Consider the following 18,896-nt stretch of genomic DNA (forward strand, 5'->3'; position numbering starts at 1 on the left):
GGACTTCTCAGGTTTTGTTCATTAACAAAAAAAAAGACCCTTGGTTACTCCCCACGGGAAGTGTTCCAAAGGTCACATTCATTTCATTATGGTAGTCCATGTACATCACTACTTGTCCGATTCGGGAACGTCCTGAGCCTCATCCAAAGCAGCAGCTTCTTCTTCAGAGACCGGGCTCTTATACACCTTGACTCGGGTAATTCGCAGCCGGGTGGATTCCTCCACTTCAAAAACATAGCCGTTCTGCACCCGCGTTTTACCTTTGGCTGGACTGCCTTCAAGCTCTTTGAACAACCAACCGCCAATGGTATCCACTTCTTCGTCATCAATGATGGCCCCGGTCCATTCATGAACTTCTTCAATGAGGGATCGTCCATCTATGGAGAAGGAATCACCGCTGCGTTCCATATGAGGTCGCTCATCCTCGAATTCATCGTATAGATCCCCTACGATCTCCTCCAGAATTTCCTCCGCCGTCAGTAATCCGGCGGTGCCGCCATATTCGTCAACAACAAGGGTCATCTGGGAATGCTTTTTCTGCATCAGTTGAAGGACGTGACTGATTTCCATGGATTCCGGAACGTTCAAGATGGGCCGCACAAGTGAAGCCAGGTCCTGCTGCTGTTCCGGGGCTGCCAAAAGCAGATCCGTAATATGGATAAATCCGATAATTTCGTCTTTATCCTCAACGGCAACAGGATAACGGGAATGCTTCGTTGCATTAATAATCTTCAAGTTCTCTTCCAGGGACAGATGGGTATACAGACAATCCATATCTGTACGTGGCAGCATGACTTCACGAGCAAGCATATCGGAGAAATCAAAGATGTTATCCATCAGTTTGATTTCATCCTTGTCAATGACGCCACTCTTCGCACTCTGCTTCATCAAGATTCGAAGTTCATCTTCAGAATGGGCTTCTCCTTCACTCGCAGGCTCTATCCCTGCCAATCGCAGCAGCGCATTGGCCGATGCATTGAGAATCCAGATGAATGGAAAAAAGATTTTGTAGAACAGCAGAAGTGGTGCCGACAATAGCAGAGCCACGCCATCTGTTTTTTGAATAGCAAGCGACTTCGGTGCAAGTTCTCCAAGTACAATATGCAGAAACGTAATAATACAGAATCCGACGATAACGGAAACGGTAGAGATCAATCCTGTATCCGCCACGCCCAGTTTGAACATAAGCGGCTCTACCAGTAATTCGGAAATGGCGGGTTCACCGAGCCAGCCAAGTCCCAGGGATGTCAGGGTAATGCCGAACTGGGTTGCCGACAAGTAAGCATCCAGTTTTCCATTTACCTTCAGTGCATACCCAGCCAGCCGATTCCCCTCGCTCTGCAATTGAGTCAACCGGGTCTGTCTGACTTTAACTAGAGAAAATTCCGCTGCGACAAATACGCCATTCAAGAAGACGAGCAGAAAAACGCAAACCAAATTGAACACCAATTGCCCAAGATGAAATTCGGTATGAATATCCAAGTCAACACTCCCCTTTTTCTATCTATTTCAGGAATATACCTGGAATATCAGCGCCTAATCAGCGCGTAATTGCTTTTCTGGATTTGAAATCCACACCTTTATAATACATGTCCGCCACCAGCAGGTTAGGGCCGCAGCAGGACGCAGCATCACAGTGACAGTTAACGGTCTGATTTAGCGGATGCTCCGCTGACCATTCATGGAACACATCATCCAGCTTCCGATCCCGAATGTTGCCAAAGGCAGGGATGTCAGCAAAATCCGTAACGTAAACATTGCCTGTAAACATGTTGACGTTAACGCGATTTCGACCATCTGGATCATTGCGTACGGTCACATTAGGCTCACTGTACAGGCGATTGATCAATTCCCGATCCTGGTCGGCCGCACTGCATGCAAAGAATGGAAGTGTTCCGAACAACATCCACATGTCTTTGTCGCGCACATCCAGCAACCGATGAATGGCTGCACGCATATGGTCCAGAGACAGGACAGGTAATGTGGAAGCAAAATTCGAGTTATACATCGGATGTACTTCATGACGTACACAGCCCATCTCCCGAATCAGTTGATGGATCCCCTCCAACTTATCATGAGTACGGAAATTAATCATGGATTCAGCAGAGATAAACATGCCTGCTTCACTCAGTTTGCGTGAATTTTCTATCATTTTCTCATACATTTTCACCGCTACTTCACGCTTGACAGGTCTGCCGCTGTTGGCAAAACCGACTTGATGGAAATCATCGGCATTCAGGTAGTTAAATGAGATGTGCATCACATCAAGGTATGGCAGCAGTTTCTCGTAACGACTGAGATCAAGCGTCAGGTTAGAGTTGATCTGTGATCTGATGCCGCGCTCCTTGGCATACTTCAGCAGCGGGATGATCATTTCATCAACTGTCTTTTGACTGAAACTTGGCTCACCACCTGTCAAACTGATGGTCTGCAGATGCTCCACTTCGTCCAGCCGCTTCAGCATTAGAGGCAGTGGCAGTGCGGGAGCTTCACGCATCGTGAGCATATCCCCTACAGCACAGTGCTCGCATCGCATATTGCACAGATGAGTCACGGTCATTTCAACACTGGTTAACACGTGGCGTCCATATGTACGCAAAGAGCCGATCGGATCCCATGGATCATTAGTCGGCGATAAAGGCATCGGTTCAACCGATCCTGAGTTTAGCATGGTCATTGTTCTTCACCTTATTCCTTTTATTAACCTAAAAAGTTTTATTTACATCATACTTCGGCATGATCTTTTTGGAGCTATTTTTTATCATAGCACAATTTCGAACGCTTCGGCATGAAGTGCTCTGTCCATTACATGACAAAAACGCCCATACAACTCCAGGGCCAACCCGGCCCGGATATTGCTATGAGCGCAGTCTCCCTGCTGGCAATAACTTAACAGCGATCAAGAAAATTCATCACAGGAAGGAGTCGGAGGCACGCCCTCATCGCCTTCAACACCAGTAATCATAACCGATAGGGCTGTGGACAGATCTATTTCGTAAGGAGCCTTTAACGTTTGTCCATCAGCATTCTTCAACACCCGAATCCGCGGCCGCTGCGGGATACGTGAATCGATGGATGCAACGACGCCGACTTCCCCCGTACTCAGCGTCACAGATAGACCTACGGGATAAATTGCCACACAGTCACGGAATTTCTCCAGCATGCGCTGTTCATACAACGAGCCAGATCCAGTATATAATACCTCCACCGCCTGATGAGGGAGCAATGACTTACGGTATACGCGATTACTCGTCATCGCGTCATACGAGTCAGCCAGTGCAATCCACTTGGCATACTCATGAATTTGAGGACCCTTGAGGCCAAACGGATAGCCACTACCGTCGATTCGCTCATGGTGCTGCAGGGCACAATGTGCTGCCAGCAGCGGTATGCCAGGTTCATCTTTTAAAATACGATGTCCATATGTAGTATGTTGCTGAATGATTTTAAATTCCTCATCCGTCAATTTCGCTGGTTTATGCAAAACAACTGGATCAATCTGTGTCTTTCCTATATCATGCAGCAAGGCACCCAGTCCAATTTCCATCAGCTGCTGTCTGGAATACCCTGAGGCGACGCCCAAAACCAGTGTGTACACACATACGTTCAAGGAGTGGTTGTACAGATCAAGATCACTGGAATTCATATCCATCAGCATAATCATTGCTTCCTTTTGACCGCCGATGTCCTCCAAAATGGTATTCATCAGTCCACTCAGCGCTTTGCCAAAATGCGGAATCCGGCTTTTGGTCTTCAAACCTGACATACTCTGAAACTGCTGCTTGATTTCTACCAGTGCCCTGCGTCTGGTTTCCTCCTGAAGCATATCGGGAACGATAATATCCTCTGTTGCTGCTTCCTTAATATATACGTAACCTACGCCGAGGTCTTTTAGACGTCTAATCAACCGCTCGGTCAGTTCCACATCTTCACTAAGCAGAACCAAACCCTCTTCGCTATAAATCCGTTTCCCCAGCTTCATGCCAGGCTGCAATAGGTTTATATGTACCAAACGCACAGCCTATCCTCTCCCGCTCCGTAGATGTAATTTCCACTAGCCGCCGCTTCAGCAGAAGGCAAGTACTCGTTAATTTCTTTCATGCCAGCGGGATCGCAGGCTATCATCCAACGCCCCTGGTCTTTTTAATTCGATCTCCAGCAGATCCCGTATAAATTCAGGAAGTCGGTATGCAATCTCGGTTCCCCGGGCTAACGAAGGGTATCCCACATTAAATGTAAACATGTCTAGTGTTCCGACCACGTATTCCTGTTCATCACCCATAGGCTTACCACCGACATATAATGCATTGATCTTTTGATATGGGGGACCCGCTGGATCATACTCCACCTCAATCCCATCCACACACAGCGTACCAAGTATTTTTCCGCGAAATCCAAATCCGATGATGGGCTTGTCCGTATACTCCTGAAGCAAAGACTGCTCCAGCGCTTCACGAATCTCTTTGCCTTTCAGCCTTATTGTACAAGCATTGATCGGAGAAGGACATAGGGAATGCAGCATTCCCTTGCTGATGTCCCCTTGCGGAAGTTCACCAAGGAGTTGACCAGCGTTAACCAGCGACAGCTCCGCTCCCGTGAAATGCCTTACTGCCTGCGCAAGCAGCGAAGCGAATGGTGATTCCTTCTCATATTTTATCGGAAGAGTTCGGTCAATCATTACAGCTGTCTGTCCAAGAGCACGCTCTGCCTCCGCGCGATGTGCGGCGATAGCCAGTGCAACCTTCTCATCCAGCATCTGATCCTTCAATGGAAAACAGCCACTACTAACCAGTCTGGGTTTGTTCGCACCGCTATCCCGCTCTAATACGACTTTACCAAGCCACTGACCGAATTTTCCGGCTGCTCCCAGCACCGCATTCCCAATGACCAGAGGTTCTTCGATCACATGGTGTGTGTGTCCGCCAAGAATAACGTCAATGCCCTCAATCTGCTCCGCGAGTTTCCGGTCCGTTGATAGACCCAGGTGGGAGAGTATGATGACAATATCCACATTAGGGCGCAGCGCTTCAACTTGCTCACGCAATGTTTCCACAGGATCAAGCAGCTTCCATCCCAGCAAGTCGTAAAAAGCAGTAAACGGTGCAGTAGCTCCGAGCAAACCTATCCGAAATGGTCCTTTGTCCACAATAAGGGATGATTTCATCCATACTGGAGGCTGACCACTGGCCTCTTCCACGACATTTCCGCACACGACAGGACACAATAGTCCCGAATAGGACTGTGCCAGCTGCTCCGGTGTAAATGTCAGTCCCTCGTTATTGCCAATCGTTATGGCATCATACCCCGTCAAATTAATTACATCGACGTTGGCTCCCCCAAGTGTCCCCTCTGTCTCTACGGCCATACGATCCATATGATCTCCGATATCCAGAACTAGAACGTTTTCGCTGCGTTCTCTCTCTTGTTCAATCATGGCGGCGATAGAGCTCATGGAACCAAAATGACTATGGATGTCATTGGTGTGCAGAATGGTTAACGTTTGTTTTTCCTTGGTGCTCATCACACCGCCTCCTCTCGTCCTTGCTTAACGTACATTCCTCTAATAGATAAGCATAACATTTTCCGCGTCGTTATGATATATTGAAAGGGTTTAGAGATAAAAAAGAGGTGACGCATAAGCATGATATTAACCATACAACTGTTTGCAGGTATTGCTGAACGTCTGGGCACGTCCCTGCTTGAATATGAATATACGGAAAGTCCTTTGACTGCAGCTCTTCTCAAAGAAAGCCTGGCACTGGCCTATCCAGAGGCTGCTTCACAGATTCGAAGTTCCTTTCTGGCGGTGAACCAGGAGTATGCTCCTGCCGATACAATGATTAAGCCCGAAGATGAACTTGCGTTAATTCCCCCCGTTTCAGGAGGTGACGGTACTGAAGGGTCCGAGGATGAGCATAGGTCTTCACCCTCCGAACATCGTACTCCAGACGGTATGTTTATGATTACGAAGTCCCCCCTATCCGTGGAAGAAACAACAGCTCTGGTCATTACCGCAAACCACGGGGCAGCACTGACTTTTGTAGGTACAACTCGTGAAATGACAGGGGAACAGCGAACGGTCCATCTGGAATATGAAGCATATGTACCGATGGCGCTTTCTCAGATGGCTAACATCGGAAGTGAAATCTCCGAGCGCTGGCCAGGTGTCAGATGTGCAATCAGCCACCGGATCGGTCAGGTTGACGTTGCAGAGATTAGTGTTATTATTGCCGTCTCCTCGCCTCACCGCAGTGATTGTTATGACGCCAGTCGCTACGCTATTGAAAGACTGAAACAAACGGTCCCGATCTGGAAAAAGGAAATATGGGACGATGGTTCCGAGTGGAAGGGGCATCAACTGGGACCCTGGAACCCCTTGGACAATTTATAAATAGTCATTCCACCTCTTGCAAGGCTAATTAAATTAGTAAATAAGTCGTTGTCAACCCATTTTTTTCTTGTTATTATAAGCATATATGTCGATATAAGTCGAGGAAAAGGTGGTTTATACGTGAGAGTGCATGTTACTGATCTTAAACCTGGTGATCTGTTAAAAAATGATGTATACAACAGTTCAGGTCTCCACATGCTGATGAAAGGTTCCTTACTCAGCGAAGACGATATTACCAAATTGCTGCAACATGGAATCGATTACGCAGATGTAGAACATACAACATCCGACCTACACTCTGATACGCAAACCATGCCTTCCGATCAGACCCGTCTGTTAACTACCTTGTTTGACGATACGATCAAAGGTACCGAATCTCTGTTTCAACAAGCGATGGAGAAAGGGTTTATTGACGAAGCTCAGGTCGATGAAATATTGATTAATCTGACAACTCAACTGGAGAAACAGAAGGATGTCGTTTCCCTTCTACTTATGCTTGACGGCGATAATGATTATACCTACAACCATTCATTGCAAGTGGGAATGCTCGCATTTTATATTGCTGGCTGGATGGGCTACAATCCTGAAGAATGCCTGACCGTAGCAAAAGCAGGTTATCTGCACGATATTGGAAAATCCAAAATTTCTCCTGAAATGCTACATAAACCGGGAAAACTAACCCCGGAAGAATTCGAAGAAATGAAGAAACATACGTTATATGGATATGAGATTGTTAAAGCGTCCACGCAGGATGAGATTCTGGCAACGGTCGCCCTTCAGCATCATGAGCGGGAAGACGGAAGTGGCTATCCTCATGGACTGAAAGGGAACGATATTCATCCGTATGCCCGTATTACGGCCGTAGCTGACGTGTACAGCGCCATGACGACCAACCGGGTATATCAGACCAAGCAGGAGTTAATCTCCGTGCTGTGCGAGCTGTACAGCCTAAGCTTTGGCCAACTAAATGGAGAAGCTACCCAGGAGCTTATCAAACATATGCTGCCCAATTTTATAGGAAAAAGGGTACTGCTCACCTCGGGGGAAACTGGCATCATCGTCATGAATAACCCTGCAGACTATTTCCGTCCCCTTGTTCAGACATCCACAGCCTTTATTGATTTAGCGAAAGAAAGAGATATCGCCATCGTCGAAATTTATATTCAATAGCTCAAAGGTTTCGTAGCATCACCTAGAAAAATGAATGATTACGAAGAATTACACTACAGGAACTTATTTTATGAAAGTAAAAAGGGAAACCGAATTTTCGGTTTCCCTTTTGCTTTATTCAGGTTTGATACGCGTATTACACACAGAATGCTTTAGTGATGATAACCAACAGAATGAACAATACCAAGATTGCGCCTACCGATGTGAATGGGTTGTATCCACCTACGCCGCCAACATTGCCACCACAACCATATCCTACCTCGCTCATGTGATTGCCTCCTCTTCATCAGGTATACCCTAACATATGATCTTGCAGGGTAAGCGAACCGGGCGAAATGGCAATATTCGATAAATGGTTTTTTGCCTGCTTCAATACGAATCATCGTAATCAGCACGCTGGCCCTCATTGTTTTCCCGAATCGGACGAGACCTGAATTCCTTTTTCCTTGCGATACATAATAACCAGCAGTCTCCAGAAGTCGTAACTGCCTGTATCCGTCATGATATAAGAACGATAGTAATGATACGCCTCAGCTGCCCAAGGCGGACAGGGCATATTGGATAGATTCTTCTGCTGCGCGATCCAGGACGCCTGAGCTTCCAGCGTCTTTTCCATCGCTTCAAAAGCTTTCTTCTCTTCACTTGTCATCGGCAGAGCCTCCTGCTCTTCAGATGTGGAACCGAATTCCGCTTGCAAATATGCTCCAGGCTCAACCACTCCATCCACACTGGCTGTATACCCGTAAGACGGGGTACTCGCTTTGCGAATCTCATAATGGACATGGGGTCCGGTGCTCTGTCCTGTACTCCCTTGATTACCTAAGAGCTGACCTCGTTTCACTTGCTGACCTACCCTTACCGCAATTCGCGACAGATGGGCATAACAATGCAGATACCCACGATGATCCTGAACAGCCACTGTAAGCCCATAACCGCCGAATCCGGAGCCCGTAGCTCCTTCAGCAGCAAATCGTACGGTCCCTTCCATAAAGGCGTATACAGGGCCATTCCAGGGTTCTGTGACGAGGTCAATTCCCCGATGGAACGTTTGTCCACCATGAATTGGATGAATGCGATAACCAAACGAACTTGTAATGCGATATCCTACAAAAGGATTGAAGCTCATAGATTCACCATCCTTTTCTATCAATAGATGCAGCAATCTATGAAATCGCTTGTGCTGTTGAACCTATTTTATGCGAAAAACAGCGATTCAACCATCCGGTTTTCTGCCATACAAGTCCGTTTTTTCATATAAATCGGATTATTTTCGTGCACAAAAAAACAAGGACCGGAGGAATCCCCCGGTCCTTGTGCATGCAGCGCAATTAACCAATGCTGCCTTCCATTTCGAATTTGATCAATCTGTTCATTTCTACCGCATATTCCATTGGCAATTCCTTAGTAAACGGCTCAATGAAGCCCATGATGATCATTTGTGTTGCTTCAGCTTCGGTCAGACCACGGCTCATCAGATAGAAGAGTTGGTCCTCAGATACTTTCGATACCGTAGCTTCATGCTCCAGCATAATGTTGTCATTCATGATTTCATTGTAAGGAATTGTATCCGATGTGGACTCATTATCCAGGATAAGCGTATCACATTTGATATTGGACTTGGCACCTTCTGCTTGACGACCAAAGGAAGCCAGACCACGGTAGGTTACTTTACCACCATGCTTACTGATGGATTTGGATACAATTGTTGAAGTCGTGTCTGGAGCCAAGTGGATCATTTTCGCACCTGCATCCTGATGCTGATTTTTACCAGCTACAGCGATGGAAAGTACGGAACCTTTTGCTCCACGGCCTTTCAGAACAACGGCTGGATATTTCATCGTCAGTTTGGAACCGATGTTACCATCGACCCATTCCATGGTTGCATTTTCTTCAGCAACTGCACGTTTGGTAACCAGGTTGTAGATGTTTGGTGCCCAGTTTTGGATCGTTGTGTAACGGACACGGGCATTTTTCTTACAGATGATCTCAACCACGGCACTGTGAAGTGAATTCGTGCTGTAAATTGGCGCTGTACAGCCCTCAACATAGTGAACGAAGCTGTCTTCGTCAGCAATGATCAGTGTACGCTCGAATTGTCCCATATTCTCGGAGTTAATCCGGAAATAGGCTTGCAGAGGCACTTCACATTTAACGCCCTTAGGCACGTAGATGAAGCTTCCTCCGGACCATACGGCACTGTTCAGTGCTGCAAATTTGTTGTCCGCTGGCGGAATTACCGTAGCGAAGTATTCACGCAGGATTTCCGGGTGCTCTCTAAGAGCCGTATCGGTATCCATGAAGATTACGCCTTGATCTTCAAGTTCCTTTTGCATGTTGTGGTATACAACCTCAGATTCATACTGAGCCGATACCCCTGCAAGGAACTTTTGCTCTGCTTCAGGAATACCCAGTTTATCAAAGGTTTCCTTGATTTCGGAAGGTACCTCTTCCCATGTTTTCCCTTGTTTTTCAGAAGGGCGAACATAGTACTGGATATCGTTGAAATCCAGCTCGTCGAGATCTCCGCCCCATTTTGGCATTGGCATTTTCTCGAATTGTTTCAGTGCTTTCAAACGGAACTCGAGCATCCACTCCGGTTCGTTTTTAATCCGGGAAATTTCGGTAACGACTTCTGCAGTCAGACCTTTACCGGTTTGAAAGATGGATTTGTGCTCGTCGCGAAAACCATATTTATACTCTTCCATTTCTGGTGCTTTTTTAGCCATCTTGCTCTACCTCCCTATCGTTATTGTACATTGTCCTCTTCGTCAATTCCTTTGCGTAAAGCATTCCAGGCCAGAGTGGCACATTTGATGCGTGCAGGGAACTTGTTCACACCGGATAGGGCTTCGAGATCTTCATAATCGTCGAAATCGACTTCTTCCCCTTTCATCAGTGAGGAAAAACGGTCAGCCATATCGAGTGCCTGTTCCATCGATTTGCCTTTCACAGCATCGGTCATCATGGACGCCGACGACATGCTGATGGAACAGCCTTCACCCGTATACTTGGCTTCCTGGACGATTCCGTCTTTCAGTAAAAGCTGCAATGAAATCCGGTCGCCGCACGTAGGATTGTTCAAATTCACCGTGACAGCGTCATTATCAAACGTTCCGCGATTACGCGGATTTTTGTAGTGGTCCATTATAACACGCCGGTACAGATCATCAAGTTGCATCGCCAAAATACTCCTTTGTCTGAATTAAGGCGCTGACAAGCCGGTCCACATCTTGTTCAGTATTATATAGATAGAAGCTGGCACGAGCTGTTGAGCTGACTTGCAGCCAGCGCATAAGCGGCTGGCAGCAGTGGTGTCCGGCACGAATGGCTACACCACTCGCATCCAGTACAGTTGCCACATCATGTGGATGTACATCCCCCAGGTTGAAGGTGACCACACCAACATGACGTTTCGTTGGACCATAGATGGTCAGCCCGTCAATCTCTGCCATACGTTCTGTTGCATAAGCTGCCAATACACTTTCATGATGGGCAATCTCATCCATGCCAATCTGCTCCAGAAAATCGATGGCTGCACCCAGACCTACCGCACCTGCGATAATAGGGGTTCCGCCTTCGAATTTCCAAGGAAGCTCTTTCCAATTGGAGTCATAGAGACCAACCTCATCAATCATTTCACCGCCGAACTCAACCGGTTCCATGGACTCCAGCAGCGCCTTTTTGCCGTAAAGTGCACCGATTCCGGTTGGTCCGCACATTTTGTGACCAGACAATGCATAGAAATCACAGTCGAGATCCTGTACGTCCACCTTCATATGCGGAGTGCTCTGTGCGCCATCTACAACAATGACAGCGCCATTGCGGTGTGCAATTTCAGCAATTTGTTTTACCGGATGAATGACACCCATGACATTGGATACATAAGCGATTGCTACAATTTTTGTTTTGTTCGTAATCGTCTTCTCCACATCTGCCAAATCGATATTGCCATCCGGCTGAAGGGGAATGTATTTCAATGTTGCACCTGTCTCCTTGGCTACCTGCTGCCAAGGAATCAGGTTGCTGTGATGTTCCATCGGTGTGATAACGATCTCGTCGCCTTCTTTGCAGACAGACCGGCCGTAGGACGAAGCCACTAAATTGAGGGCTGTTGTTGTCCCACGGGTGAAAATGATCTCCTGTGTACGACGTGCATTGATAAACTTGGCAACCTTCTCGCGTGCACCTTCATAGGCATCCGTAGCCCGGCTTCCAAGTGTATGCACACCGCGATGCACATTGGAGTTCTCAAATTCATAATAATGCTTAATCGCATTGATAACGGCCAGCGGCTTCTGGGAAGTCGCTGCGTTATCTAAATATACGAGCGGGTGTCCGTTAATTTCCTGGTGGAGGATCGGGAACTGCTCGCGGATGGACGGGTTCATTGTCCCAGTTTCCGTTCAATAAGGGACTGCAATTGGGTACGCAGTGCTTCCAGAGGAATATCCGCCACCACCGGAGCCAGGAAGCCGTAAATAATCAGACGTTCAGCATCCGTACGGTTAATCCCGCGAGACATCAAGTAATGGATCTGTTCAGCATTGACTTGACCTACGGAAGCCGCGTGACCTGCTGTAACATCGTCCTCGTCGATCAGAAGGATTGGGTTGGCATCTCCGCGTGCTTTCGGGCTCAGCATCAGTACTTTCTCTGTTTGCTGACCGTCCGCTTTGGTTGCACCTTTCTCAATTTTCGTGATTCCGTTGATGATGGCAGAAGCTTCTTCACGCATAACTGCGCGAGTAATCATCTGGCTCGGCGTGTTTTTGCCGAAGTGACGAGCTTCTGTAGTGTAGTTGATTTTTTGGGATCCGGAACCAACAGCGATGACTTTCGAATCCGAGCTGGAGCCATTGCCTTTCAGCACGGACATCGTGTTGCTGGCTGTATCGCCGTTGTTCATTTCACCAACGATCCACTCGATTGTTCCATCGTTCTCAACCACTGCACGGCGGAAGGAAACGTCAGTAACATTCGTAGACAGCTGATGAACAGACGCGAAACGTACTTTTGCACCGGATTTTACGAAGACTTCCACGACACCGTTATGGAAAACAGGTGCGGACAGTTCGCCGGAAACATAGTTGTCAACGTAAGTTACAGAGCTGTTCGCTTCAGCAACAACGAGGACATGAGGTGCAAATGTTGCAGTTGCATCATCTGTGAGCAAAACAGCTTGAAGCGGAACTTCAATTTCCACATTTTTAGGAACATACAGGAATACTCCACCGTTCCAGAGAGCCGCATGCAGAGCGGCAAGGGAATGCTCATCTGCCTTCACAGCTGTGTTCAGGTAAGGTTTTACCAGATCACCATGCTCGCGAACCGCAGTAGCCAGATCCGTGAAAATAACGCCTTTGGCTGCCAGATCAGCAGATACCTTGGAGTATACTGTCCCGGAATTGCGCTGGATAACCAGACTGCCTTCAGCTTGATCCTGAACGAGATCTTTAATCGAAGCAGGTACTTCTTCCAGAGAAGAAATAGCCTCACTTGCTTTATATGTGCCATATTCGCTGACATTCCAGCGTTCTATTTTTTGTTTTTCCAGTTTCGGAAGCGCAAGACCACTTGCAAGCTTAAGGGCTTCAAGCCGCTGCTCGGTCAACCAGCCGGGTTCGTTGTTACTTTCCGACAAGGCGCGAAGCGCTTCAGATTCAACCGGAAGAATTGTTTGTGTAGTCATCGATTATCCTCCTCCGTTTTGTCTTTACGCTTCTTGGCCTACAGTTTCATCCGTGATTCCCAGCTCTTCCTTAACCCAGTCATATCCCTCTGCTTCCAGACGGTGAGCCAGTTCAGGTCCGCCGGATTTCACGATACGACCTTGCATCATAACGTGCACATAATCAGGTGTGATGTAGTTCAACAAACGCTGATAGTGAGTGATGATGAGGAATCCACGATCTTCGCTCTTCATTGCGTTTACACCATTTGCAACAATTTTCAGAGCGTCGATATCCAGACCGGAGTCAATCTCATCAAGAACTACGATTTTTGGATCAAGCAGCATCATTTGCAGAATCTCGTTACGTTTTTTCTCACCACCGGAGAAACCTTCGTTCAGGTAACGGTGTGCAAACTCTGGATTCATGTCGAGTTCTTTCATTTTGCCTTCCATTTGACGAATGAACTTGATCAGGGAGATCTCGTTACCTTCACCGCGGCGTGCGTTAATTGCACTGCGCAGGAAGTCGGAGTTCGTTACGCCTGCGATTTCACTCGGATATTGCATAGCCAGGAATAGACCTGCACGCGCACGCTCATCTACTGCCATGTCCAGTACATCTTCACCATCAAGCGTTACTGTACCGTCTGTTACTTCATATTTAGGGTGACCCATCAGAGCCGATGCCAATGTGGATTTACCTGTTCCGTTCGGCCCCATGATTGCGTGGATTTCTCCACCTTTCATTTCCAGGTTAATGCCTTTCAGGATTTCTTTACCTTCGATCGTCGCTTTCAGACCTTCAATGACGAAATTCGTAGCCATGTGTATTGTTTCCCTCCATTGATTAAATTGATGTTTGCTGTCGAAAACGAAAAAGCGCCTATTAAATATCTGAACAGGGCTTCCCCTGAATTTCTACAAGTACCGCAATTTCCAAAGCAATAATCACTTTAGAATAATTCTAAACTGATTCTCATTGATTATCAAGTCATTTCCGAGAACACTTGTCCTCTCAGGAAACATGATTCTACCTGATTCTATAATAAAAGCGGGTTTGAATCAAATGAGAAACTGTTATTTCTTCCAACTCACAGTGAGAAAAATCACTGTAATTCATTATTTCATTCCATATTAATCTGCCAAAAAGGGCTTATCCATAATCTGGACAAGCCCTTTCTCTTATTTCATTTTATATTTTGAGCATATCGTTAATCTTCTGTACCTGTTCGTCAAAATCCGCAACATCCACCACCGGCGTCATTTCGCGCGGCACCGGACCATTCGGAATGGAAATCCAGGAACGGCACCCATTATATTCGGGCAGCACCGGTATTTCCATCGGTTCATTCAAACGGTACACACGGAGTATCAATACATGTAACGGATCTTTCCGTTTCCACTTCAAGCGGTCTTCGGCAAAATCCGATGTCCACATATGAAAGTCATGAAGTCGGTCCAGCATTTCCTGATCTCTGATCTCCAAATCCTGAATCACTTCGGCATATGCAGTGATGCGGATTGTCGAAGCTTCGGGCACCCATTCTGCCAATGATTCTTCAACATACGAATGATCTGAGGACTTAATCAGTTCTTTACGCTGATGTTCATAAGTCGGATACAGATAAAATGCCGGACTTTTCAGCTCAAAATGTCTGGTTTCCTCCACAATACCGCCTTTGCGCATCACCAGAATCTGGCGACCGTTTTCCAGCGCTTTAATTGCGGAAGCCCACTCTTTTAATGCCGGTATCGTTGTGCCTAACATGCGGATCTCCTCCCGTAATCTGTCTTGTCAGCAGTATAGACGCTTTGTCTGTTCCTGACAACAGCTTGAGATCAGGGGTTTGGGAAGTGCTCCTTTATAGAAGACATTAACTTTATTACACAGCTCTATAGCTGCGGCTTAACCCAAGAAGGAACGCAGCATCCACATGTGTTTCTCCAGATCGGCTTTGAAACCGGTCAGCATGTCGGATGTCGGCTGGTCTTCTGCAGCTTCCGCTACTTCGATACCTTCCTGGTACTCATTGGACAGCGTAGCAAAGTCCTCGATCAGGTTTTGCACCATTGTTTTTGCATCTTCGCCACCTGCAGCTTCCTGGATGGAAGCGAGCTCCAGATACTCTTTCATGGTAGCTGCAGGGCTGCCTTTAAGCGTAAGAATACGCTCAGCGATTTCATCCATTTGTACAGTAACTTCATTATAGAACTCTTCAAATTTCACATGCAGCGTGAAAAAGTTTGGTCCTTTTACATACCAGTGATAGTTATGGATTTTGACATACAGGACGTTCAGGTTAGCTACCTGACGATTAATGTACTTGTTCTACTGATTTCGCTTGATCTGTTTTGTTTTTTGTAGCCATGTGAATCCCATCCTTTATTATAAAATTAGTCTATTATGTTGGGTTGACAGATGAATCTGCCTTACATAACAGAGAGTTAAACAGTTCGTCACCGCTGCATAGCGGCTGGCCTTGTAGGTGGTAATTTGTGAACCGTCCGGCCTATTTGTTTTTACCCTGGCACACCTGCTTCGAAACAAGTCCAATAGGGCTGGCCTTAAAAAAAGGGTACAAAAAACGGGTTAATTCCGATATACTGACTTATACCAAGCAAAGAAGTGGGTTTTCCTGTTTCTTCATATATATGGAGGTGGCATCCTTGTCTCAATATCACCCGTTAACCCCCCAAGAAGCAATCGAACTGGCCAAAACCTTACCGGGTCCATTTACGGCAGATGCAAATCTGGAATGCCGTGAGATCGGAGACGGTAATCTGAATTTGGTTTTCCATATCACGGATCAGAACTCCGATAAAAGTATCATTATCAAACAGGCCCTTCCTTATGCGAAAGTCGTTGGCGAATCTTGGCCTCTGTCTCTGGTTCGTGCCCGGATTGAACGCGAAATTCTCCAGGAAGAGTATCGTCTCTGCCCGGGGATGGTGCCAGAAGTTTATCACTATGATGATGATCTCGCTTTGACGGTTATGGAAGATCTCAGTGATCATGTGATTATGCGCAAAGGCCTCATTGAAGGTGTCACATACCCTCTCTTCGCACAGCATATTGGAGAATTCATGGCAAGAACGCTTTTCTTCACATCCGATCTCGGCATGAATCAACAGTTGAAGAAGGAAAAGCAGGGTCGATTCGTGAATCCGGATCAGTGTAAAATCACGGAAGATCTGATCTTTGACGAACCATACCGGATCGCTGAGAAAAATAATTATGAAGCTTCCATCGAGGACGAGGCTGAAGCCCTTCGCACAGACGGAGCATTGCATCTGGAAGTGGCCCTGCTTCGGGAAAAATTCCTCACACATGGGCAAGCTCTGCTTCATGGTGACCTTCATACGGGAAGTATTTTTGTCACACCAGAGTCGACCAAAGTTATTGATCCCGAGTTTGCCTACTATGGTCCAATGGGATTCGACGTGGGTGCTGTACTCGCCAACCTGCTTTTGAACTATGCTTCTCTGCCAGGATGGATTCAGGATAAAAACGCACTGCGTGACCGCGAAGCGCTGTTGCTTGATATGGTTCGTGATGTATGGAATGAATTTGAGACCCGCTTCCGTGCATTATGGGAATCTGATCTCGTTGATCCAATGGCGAAAGCCCCTGGATACCAAGACCTTTATGTACAACAATTGTTCAGAGATTCCATTGGCTTCGCGGGTGCGAAAATGGTACGCCGCATTGTCGGCCTAGCCCACGTGGCAGATATTGATACGATTCAGGATGCTACAGAACGTGAACGTGCTCAGCGCAAAGCACTTGCTATTGGTAAAACGTTAATCAAGAGCACCCGTCGACTGAATACCATTGGTGAAGTGCTGGACCTTGTGTCCACAGCCATCTCCTCAATCAAAGTTTAAACTTAGGAACGGAGGAACATCCATGACAACCCCTAAACATCAGCCTCTGTCCTCCCTCAATTGGAAACAGGACAAGCTTGAAATGCTTGATCAACGCCTTCTGCCTGAAACCATTCTGATGCTTAAGCTATACACGCCTGAAGAAGTGTGGGAAGCCATTCACTCCATGAAAGTCCGCGGTGCTCCAGCGATCGGAATCGCTGCTGCGTTCGGTGTCGTATTGGGGGCTAAAGCTTACGATGGACTTTTCATTCAAGGCTGGCTTGATCATGTAAAATCCACTTGCGCCCATCTGGCCACTTCACGCCCAACAGCAGTGAATCTGTTCTGGGCACTGGATCGAATGATGCAAAAGGCAAGTGATCTGGCCGAAGCTGGAACAAGCATCGAAGATAGCAATGCTGCACTCGAAGCAGAAGCTCTCCTGATTCAAAAAGAAGATGAAGAGGTTTGCCGGATGATCGGAGAACATGCCCTTCCACTCTTCGAAGATGGTATGGGTGTGCTTACGCACTGCAACGCTGGTGGACTTGCCACAGCCAAATACGGCACAGCAACCGCACCAATGTATCTCGCTCAGGAACGTGGCATTCAACTCAAAGTTTTTGCAGACGAAACTCGTCCTGTTCTTCAAGGCGCACGGCTTACCGCATTTGAACTGCAGCAGGCGGGTATCGATGTTACCCTTCTGTGTGACAATATGGCAGGTATGGTGATGTCCAAAGGATGGATCCAAGCCGTTATCGTTGGTACAGACCGCGTCGCGGCAAACGGTGATGTGGCGAACAAAATCGGAACCTACAGCGTAGCGGTGCTTGCCAAAGCGCACAATATCCCGTTTTATGTAGCCAGCCCGCTGTCCACCATTGACTTGTCCACACCTTCCGGGGACCTCATCCCGATTGAGGAGCGTTCTGCCGAGGAAGTAACCGAAGGCTTTGGCAAACGTACAGCACCACAAGGGGTGAAAGTATTTAACCCTGCATTTGATGTAACACCTAATGAGTATGTAACAGCAATCATTACGGAAAAAGGTGTCGTGCGTGCTCCGTTCAAAGAAAACCTTGCCGCCTTGTTTGCCAAGGAAGAAGTATAATGTTGCATCTGACTTAGATGCTGCACATAAAAAAAGGGCTCCGCAGGGGCCCTTTTACTTTTACTTTTACTTTATAAAACCATTGCAGACTATAGTTGAGCCGCAAGCAGCACTTTTTCGAAGCTATCTCAGCTGCTCACTTCGTTTCATCGGACGTTGTCCTGGATCAGATCATCTTCAGCAATGCCTCTACACCTGTCATACCAACCGTTATGCCCATCGCTTCAGCTTCCGTTGTAACGGACTCCATCGGCGCGTGCAGCAGCTGATCCAGCGTTCTCACACCAACCGCTCGAGCTGCAATAATTTTGCGATCCCCAAGCTTTTCGTTAAGTAATCCGACATCAAGTGCTCCACACATGATATATCCTTTGGATGTGTTGATTGTCAGTAACGTCGTTTTGGGTAACTTCACTTCCACCCCAACCAGCACATGTTCTCCAACTACAATCGGCTCCATGCTCACCATAATCTCACGATCCACCTCCTATTCCCGCAGGTCAGGATAATTGTATGCCCCATTCCCAGTCTCGGTGTGGACACCTGCGGAAAACAAACTAAAAGGCTTAAAAAGGTCACTTTAAATTTAAAAAGGAGCCTTTAAGATTCATACTAAACTTCTCACGACATCCCATAAAATTAAATAGATGCAAAATATGTATCTGGCCATATGAAAACTGTAT

The 18,896-nt window shown here is 47.0% G+C and carries 17 protein-coding genes and 1 pseudogene; 4 read left to right on the top strand and 14 right to left on the bottom strand.

Annotation, left to right across the window (positions count from 1 at the left end):
- Positions 1-108 precede the first annotated feature (108 nt).
- The 4 genes from ABIC22_RS00160 to ABIC22_RS00175 form a co-directional block, all read right to left on the bottom strand.
- Positions 109-1,482, bottom strand: coding sequence for a hemolysin family protein (locus ABIC22_RS00160; protein ID WP_127536542.1), 1,374 nt, complete (start codon positions 1,480-1,482; stop codon positions 109-111).
- A 58-nt stretch (positions 1,483-1,540) separates the two neighbouring features.
- Positions 1,541-2,677 carry a radical SAM/CxCxxxxC motif protein YfkAB gene (yfkAB, locus tag ABIC22_RS00165; RefSeq protein ID WP_095359031.1) on the bottom strand — a complete coding sequence of 379 codons (1,137 nt, stop codon included), beginning with the start codon at positions 2,675-2,677 and terminating at the stop codon, positions 1,541-1,543.
- A 222-nt stretch (positions 2,678-2,899) separates the two neighbouring features.
- Positions 2,900-4,018 carry an HD-GYP domain-containing protein gene (locus ABIC22_RS00170; RefSeq protein WP_354477000.1) on the bottom strand — a complete coding sequence of 373 codons (1,119 nt, stop codon included), beginning with the start codon at positions 4,016-4,018 and terminating at the stop codon, positions 2,900-2,902.
- Between the two features lie 69 nt (positions 4,019-4,087).
- Positions 4,088-5,521 (bottom strand): bifunctional metallophosphatase/5'-nucleotidase, encoded by a 1,434-nt coding sequence (locus tag ABIC22_RS00175; protein ID WP_354477002.1) that lies wholly within the window; start codon positions 5,519-5,521, stop codon positions 4,088-4,090.
- Between the two features lie 120 nt (positions 5,522-5,641).
- Between ABIC22_RS00175 and ABIC22_RS00180 the strand changes: the two genes are divergently transcribed.
- Positions 5,642-6,391 carry a molybdenum cofactor biosynthesis protein gene (locus tag ABIC22_RS00180; RefSeq protein WP_354477005.1) on the top strand — a complete coding sequence of 250 codons (750 nt, stop codon included), beginning with the start codon at positions 5,642-5,644 and terminating at the stop codon, positions 6,389-6,391.
- Between the two features lie 120 nt (positions 6,392-6,511).
- Entirely contained in the window at positions 6,512-7,561 is a 1,050-nt protein-coding gene (locus ABIC22_RS00185; protein ID WP_127536545.1) for an HD-GYP domain-containing protein, read from the top strand.
- 136 nt (positions 7,562-7,697) lie between these two features.
- On the opposite strand, the gene ABIC22_RS00190 is transcribed toward ABIC22_RS00185, so the two are convergent.
- The 9 genes and pseudogenes from ABIC22_RS00190 to ABIC22_RS00230 form a co-directional block, all read right to left on the bottom strand.
- Positions 7,698-7,829 carry a YjcZ family sporulation protein gene (locus tag ABIC22_RS00190; protein WP_212676985.1) on the bottom strand — a complete coding sequence of 44 codons (132 nt, stop codon included), beginning with the start codon at positions 7,827-7,829 and terminating at the stop codon, positions 7,698-7,700.
- Positions 7,830-7,964: 135 nt separating this feature from the next.
- Positions 7,965-8,687, bottom strand: coding sequence for a M23 family metallopeptidase (locus ABIC22_RS00195; RefSeq protein ID WP_127536546.1), 723 nt, complete (start codon positions 8,685-8,687; stop codon positions 7,965-7,967).
- Between the two features lie 202 nt (positions 8,688-8,889).
- Positions 8,890-10,287 (bottom strand): Fe-S cluster assembly protein SufB, encoded by a 1,398-nt coding sequence (sufB, locus tag ABIC22_RS00200; RefSeq protein WP_095288223.1) that lies wholly within the window; start codon positions 10,285-10,287, stop codon positions 8,890-8,892.
- 20 nt (positions 10,288-10,307) lie between these two features.
- Entirely contained in the window at positions 10,308-10,739 is a 432-nt protein-coding gene (gene sufU, locus ABIC22_RS00205) for a Fe-S cluster assembly sulfur transfer protein SufU (protein ID WP_127536547.1), read from the bottom strand.
- Positions 10,729-11,949, bottom strand: a complete 1,221-nt coding sequence (locus ABIC22_RS00210) for a cysteine desulfurase (protein WP_354477012.1) — start codon at positions 11,947-11,949, stop codon at positions 10,729-10,731. Before ABIC22_RS00210 ends, sufU begins: the two co-directional genes overlap by 11 nt.
- Positions 11,946-13,250, bottom strand: coding sequence for a Fe-S cluster assembly protein SufD (gene sufD, locus ABIC22_RS00215; protein WP_154895938.1), 1,305 nt, complete (start codon positions 13,248-13,250; stop codon positions 11,946-11,948). The genes ABIC22_RS00210 and sufD overlap by 4 nt, the downstream gene beginning before the upstream one ends.
- A gap of 24 nt (positions 13,251-13,274) precedes the next feature.
- Entirely contained in the window at positions 13,275-14,057 is a 783-nt protein-coding gene (gene sufC, locus ABIC22_RS00220) for a Fe-S cluster assembly ATPase SufC (protein ID WP_095288227.1), read from the bottom strand.
- A gap of 367 nt (positions 14,058-14,424) precedes the next feature.
- Entirely contained in the window at positions 14,425-15,000 is a 576-nt protein-coding gene (locus ABIC22_RS00225; protein WP_127536549.1) for a DUF1802 family protein, read from the bottom strand.
- 138 nt (positions 15,001-15,138) lie between these two features.
- Positions 15,139-15,601: pseudogene (locus ABIC22_RS00230) on the bottom strand (Dps family protein).
- A 298-nt stretch (positions 15,602-15,899) separates the two neighbouring features.
- On the opposite strand from ABIC22_RS00230, the gene mtnK reads away from it, so the two are divergent.
- Both mtnK and mtnA read left to right on the top strand, forming a co-directional pair.
- On the top strand, positions 15,900-17,117 hold the full coding sequence (gene mtnK / locus ABIC22_RS00235; RefSeq protein WP_354477017.1) for an S-methyl-5-thioribose kinase: 1,218 nt from the start codon (positions 15,900-15,902) through the stop codon (positions 17,115-17,117).
- A 22-nt stretch (positions 17,118-17,139) separates the two neighbouring features.
- A complete protein-coding gene (gene mtnA / locus ABIC22_RS00240) occupies positions 17,140-18,213 on the top strand; it encodes an S-methyl-5-thioribose-1-phosphate isomerase (RefSeq protein WP_354477020.1) in 1,074 nt (357 codons plus the stop codon).
- 166 nt (positions 18,214-18,379) lie between these two features.
- Here the strand turns inward: mtnA and ABIC22_RS00245 are convergent, their stop codons facing one another.
- Positions 18,380-18,682 (bottom strand): YunC family protein, encoded by a 303-nt coding sequence (locus tag ABIC22_RS00245; protein WP_095359044.1) that lies wholly within the window; start codon positions 18,680-18,682, stop codon positions 18,380-18,382.
- Positions 18,683-18,896: the final 214 nt, after the last annotated feature.

It is taken from the genome of Paenibacillus sp. PvP094 (assembly GCF_040546835.1).
GTDB lineage: Bacteria > Bacillota > Bacilli > Paenibacillales > Paenibacillaceae > Paenibacillus > Paenibacillus illinoisensis.

Bases quoted from the DNA above. Each gene is read 5' to 3' on its own strand.
- sufD (WP_154895938.1), bottom strand. From the start codon at position 13,250: ATGACTACACAAACAATTCTTCCGGTTGAATCTGAAGCGCTTCGCGCC.
- ABIC22_RS00245 (WP_095359044.1), bottom strand. From the start codon at position 18,682: ATGGTGAGCATGGAGCCGATTGTAGTTGGAGAACATGTGCTGGTTGGG.
- ABIC22_RS00175 (WP_354477002.1), bottom strand. From the start codon at position 5,521: ATGAGCACCAAGGAAAAACAAACGTTAACCATTCTGCACACCAATGAC.
- sufB (WP_095288223.1), bottom strand. From the start codon at position 10,287: ATGGCTAAAAAAGCACCAGAAATGGAAGAGTATAAATATGGTTTTCGC.
- mtnA (WP_354477020.1), top strand. From the start codon at position 17,140: ATGACAACCCCTAAACATCAGCCTCTGTCCTCCCTCAATTGGAAACAG.
- sufU (WP_127536547.1), bottom strand. From the start codon at position 10,739: ATGCAACTTGATGATCTGTACCGGCGTGTTATAATGGACCACTACAAA.
- ABIC22_RS00210 (WP_354477012.1), bottom strand. From the start codon at position 11,949: ATGAACCCGTCCATCCGCGAGCAGTTCCCGATCCTCCACCAGGAAATT.
- yfkAB (WP_095359031.1), bottom strand. From the start codon at position 2,677: ATGACCATGCTAAACTCAGGATCGGTTGAACCGATGCCTTTATCGCCG.
- sufC (WP_095288227.1), bottom strand. From the start codon at position 14,057: ATGGCTACGAATTTCGTCATTGAAGGTCTGAAAGCGACGATCGAAGGT.
- ABIC22_RS00180 (WP_354477005.1), top strand. From the start codon at position 5,642: ATGATATTAACCATACAACTGTTTGCAGGTATTGCTGAACGTCTGGGC.
- ABIC22_RS00195 (WP_127536546.1), bottom strand. From the start codon at position 8,687: ATGAGCTTCAATCCTTTTGTAGGATATCGCATTACAAGTTCGTTTGGT.
- ABIC22_RS00190 (WP_212676985.1), bottom strand. From the start codon at position 7,829: ATGAGCGAGGTAGGATATGGTTGTGGTGGCAATGTTGGCGGCGTAGGT.
- ABIC22_RS00225 (WP_127536549.1), bottom strand. From the start codon at position 15,000: ATGTTAGGCACAACGATACCGGCATTAAAAGAGTGGGCTTCCGCAATT.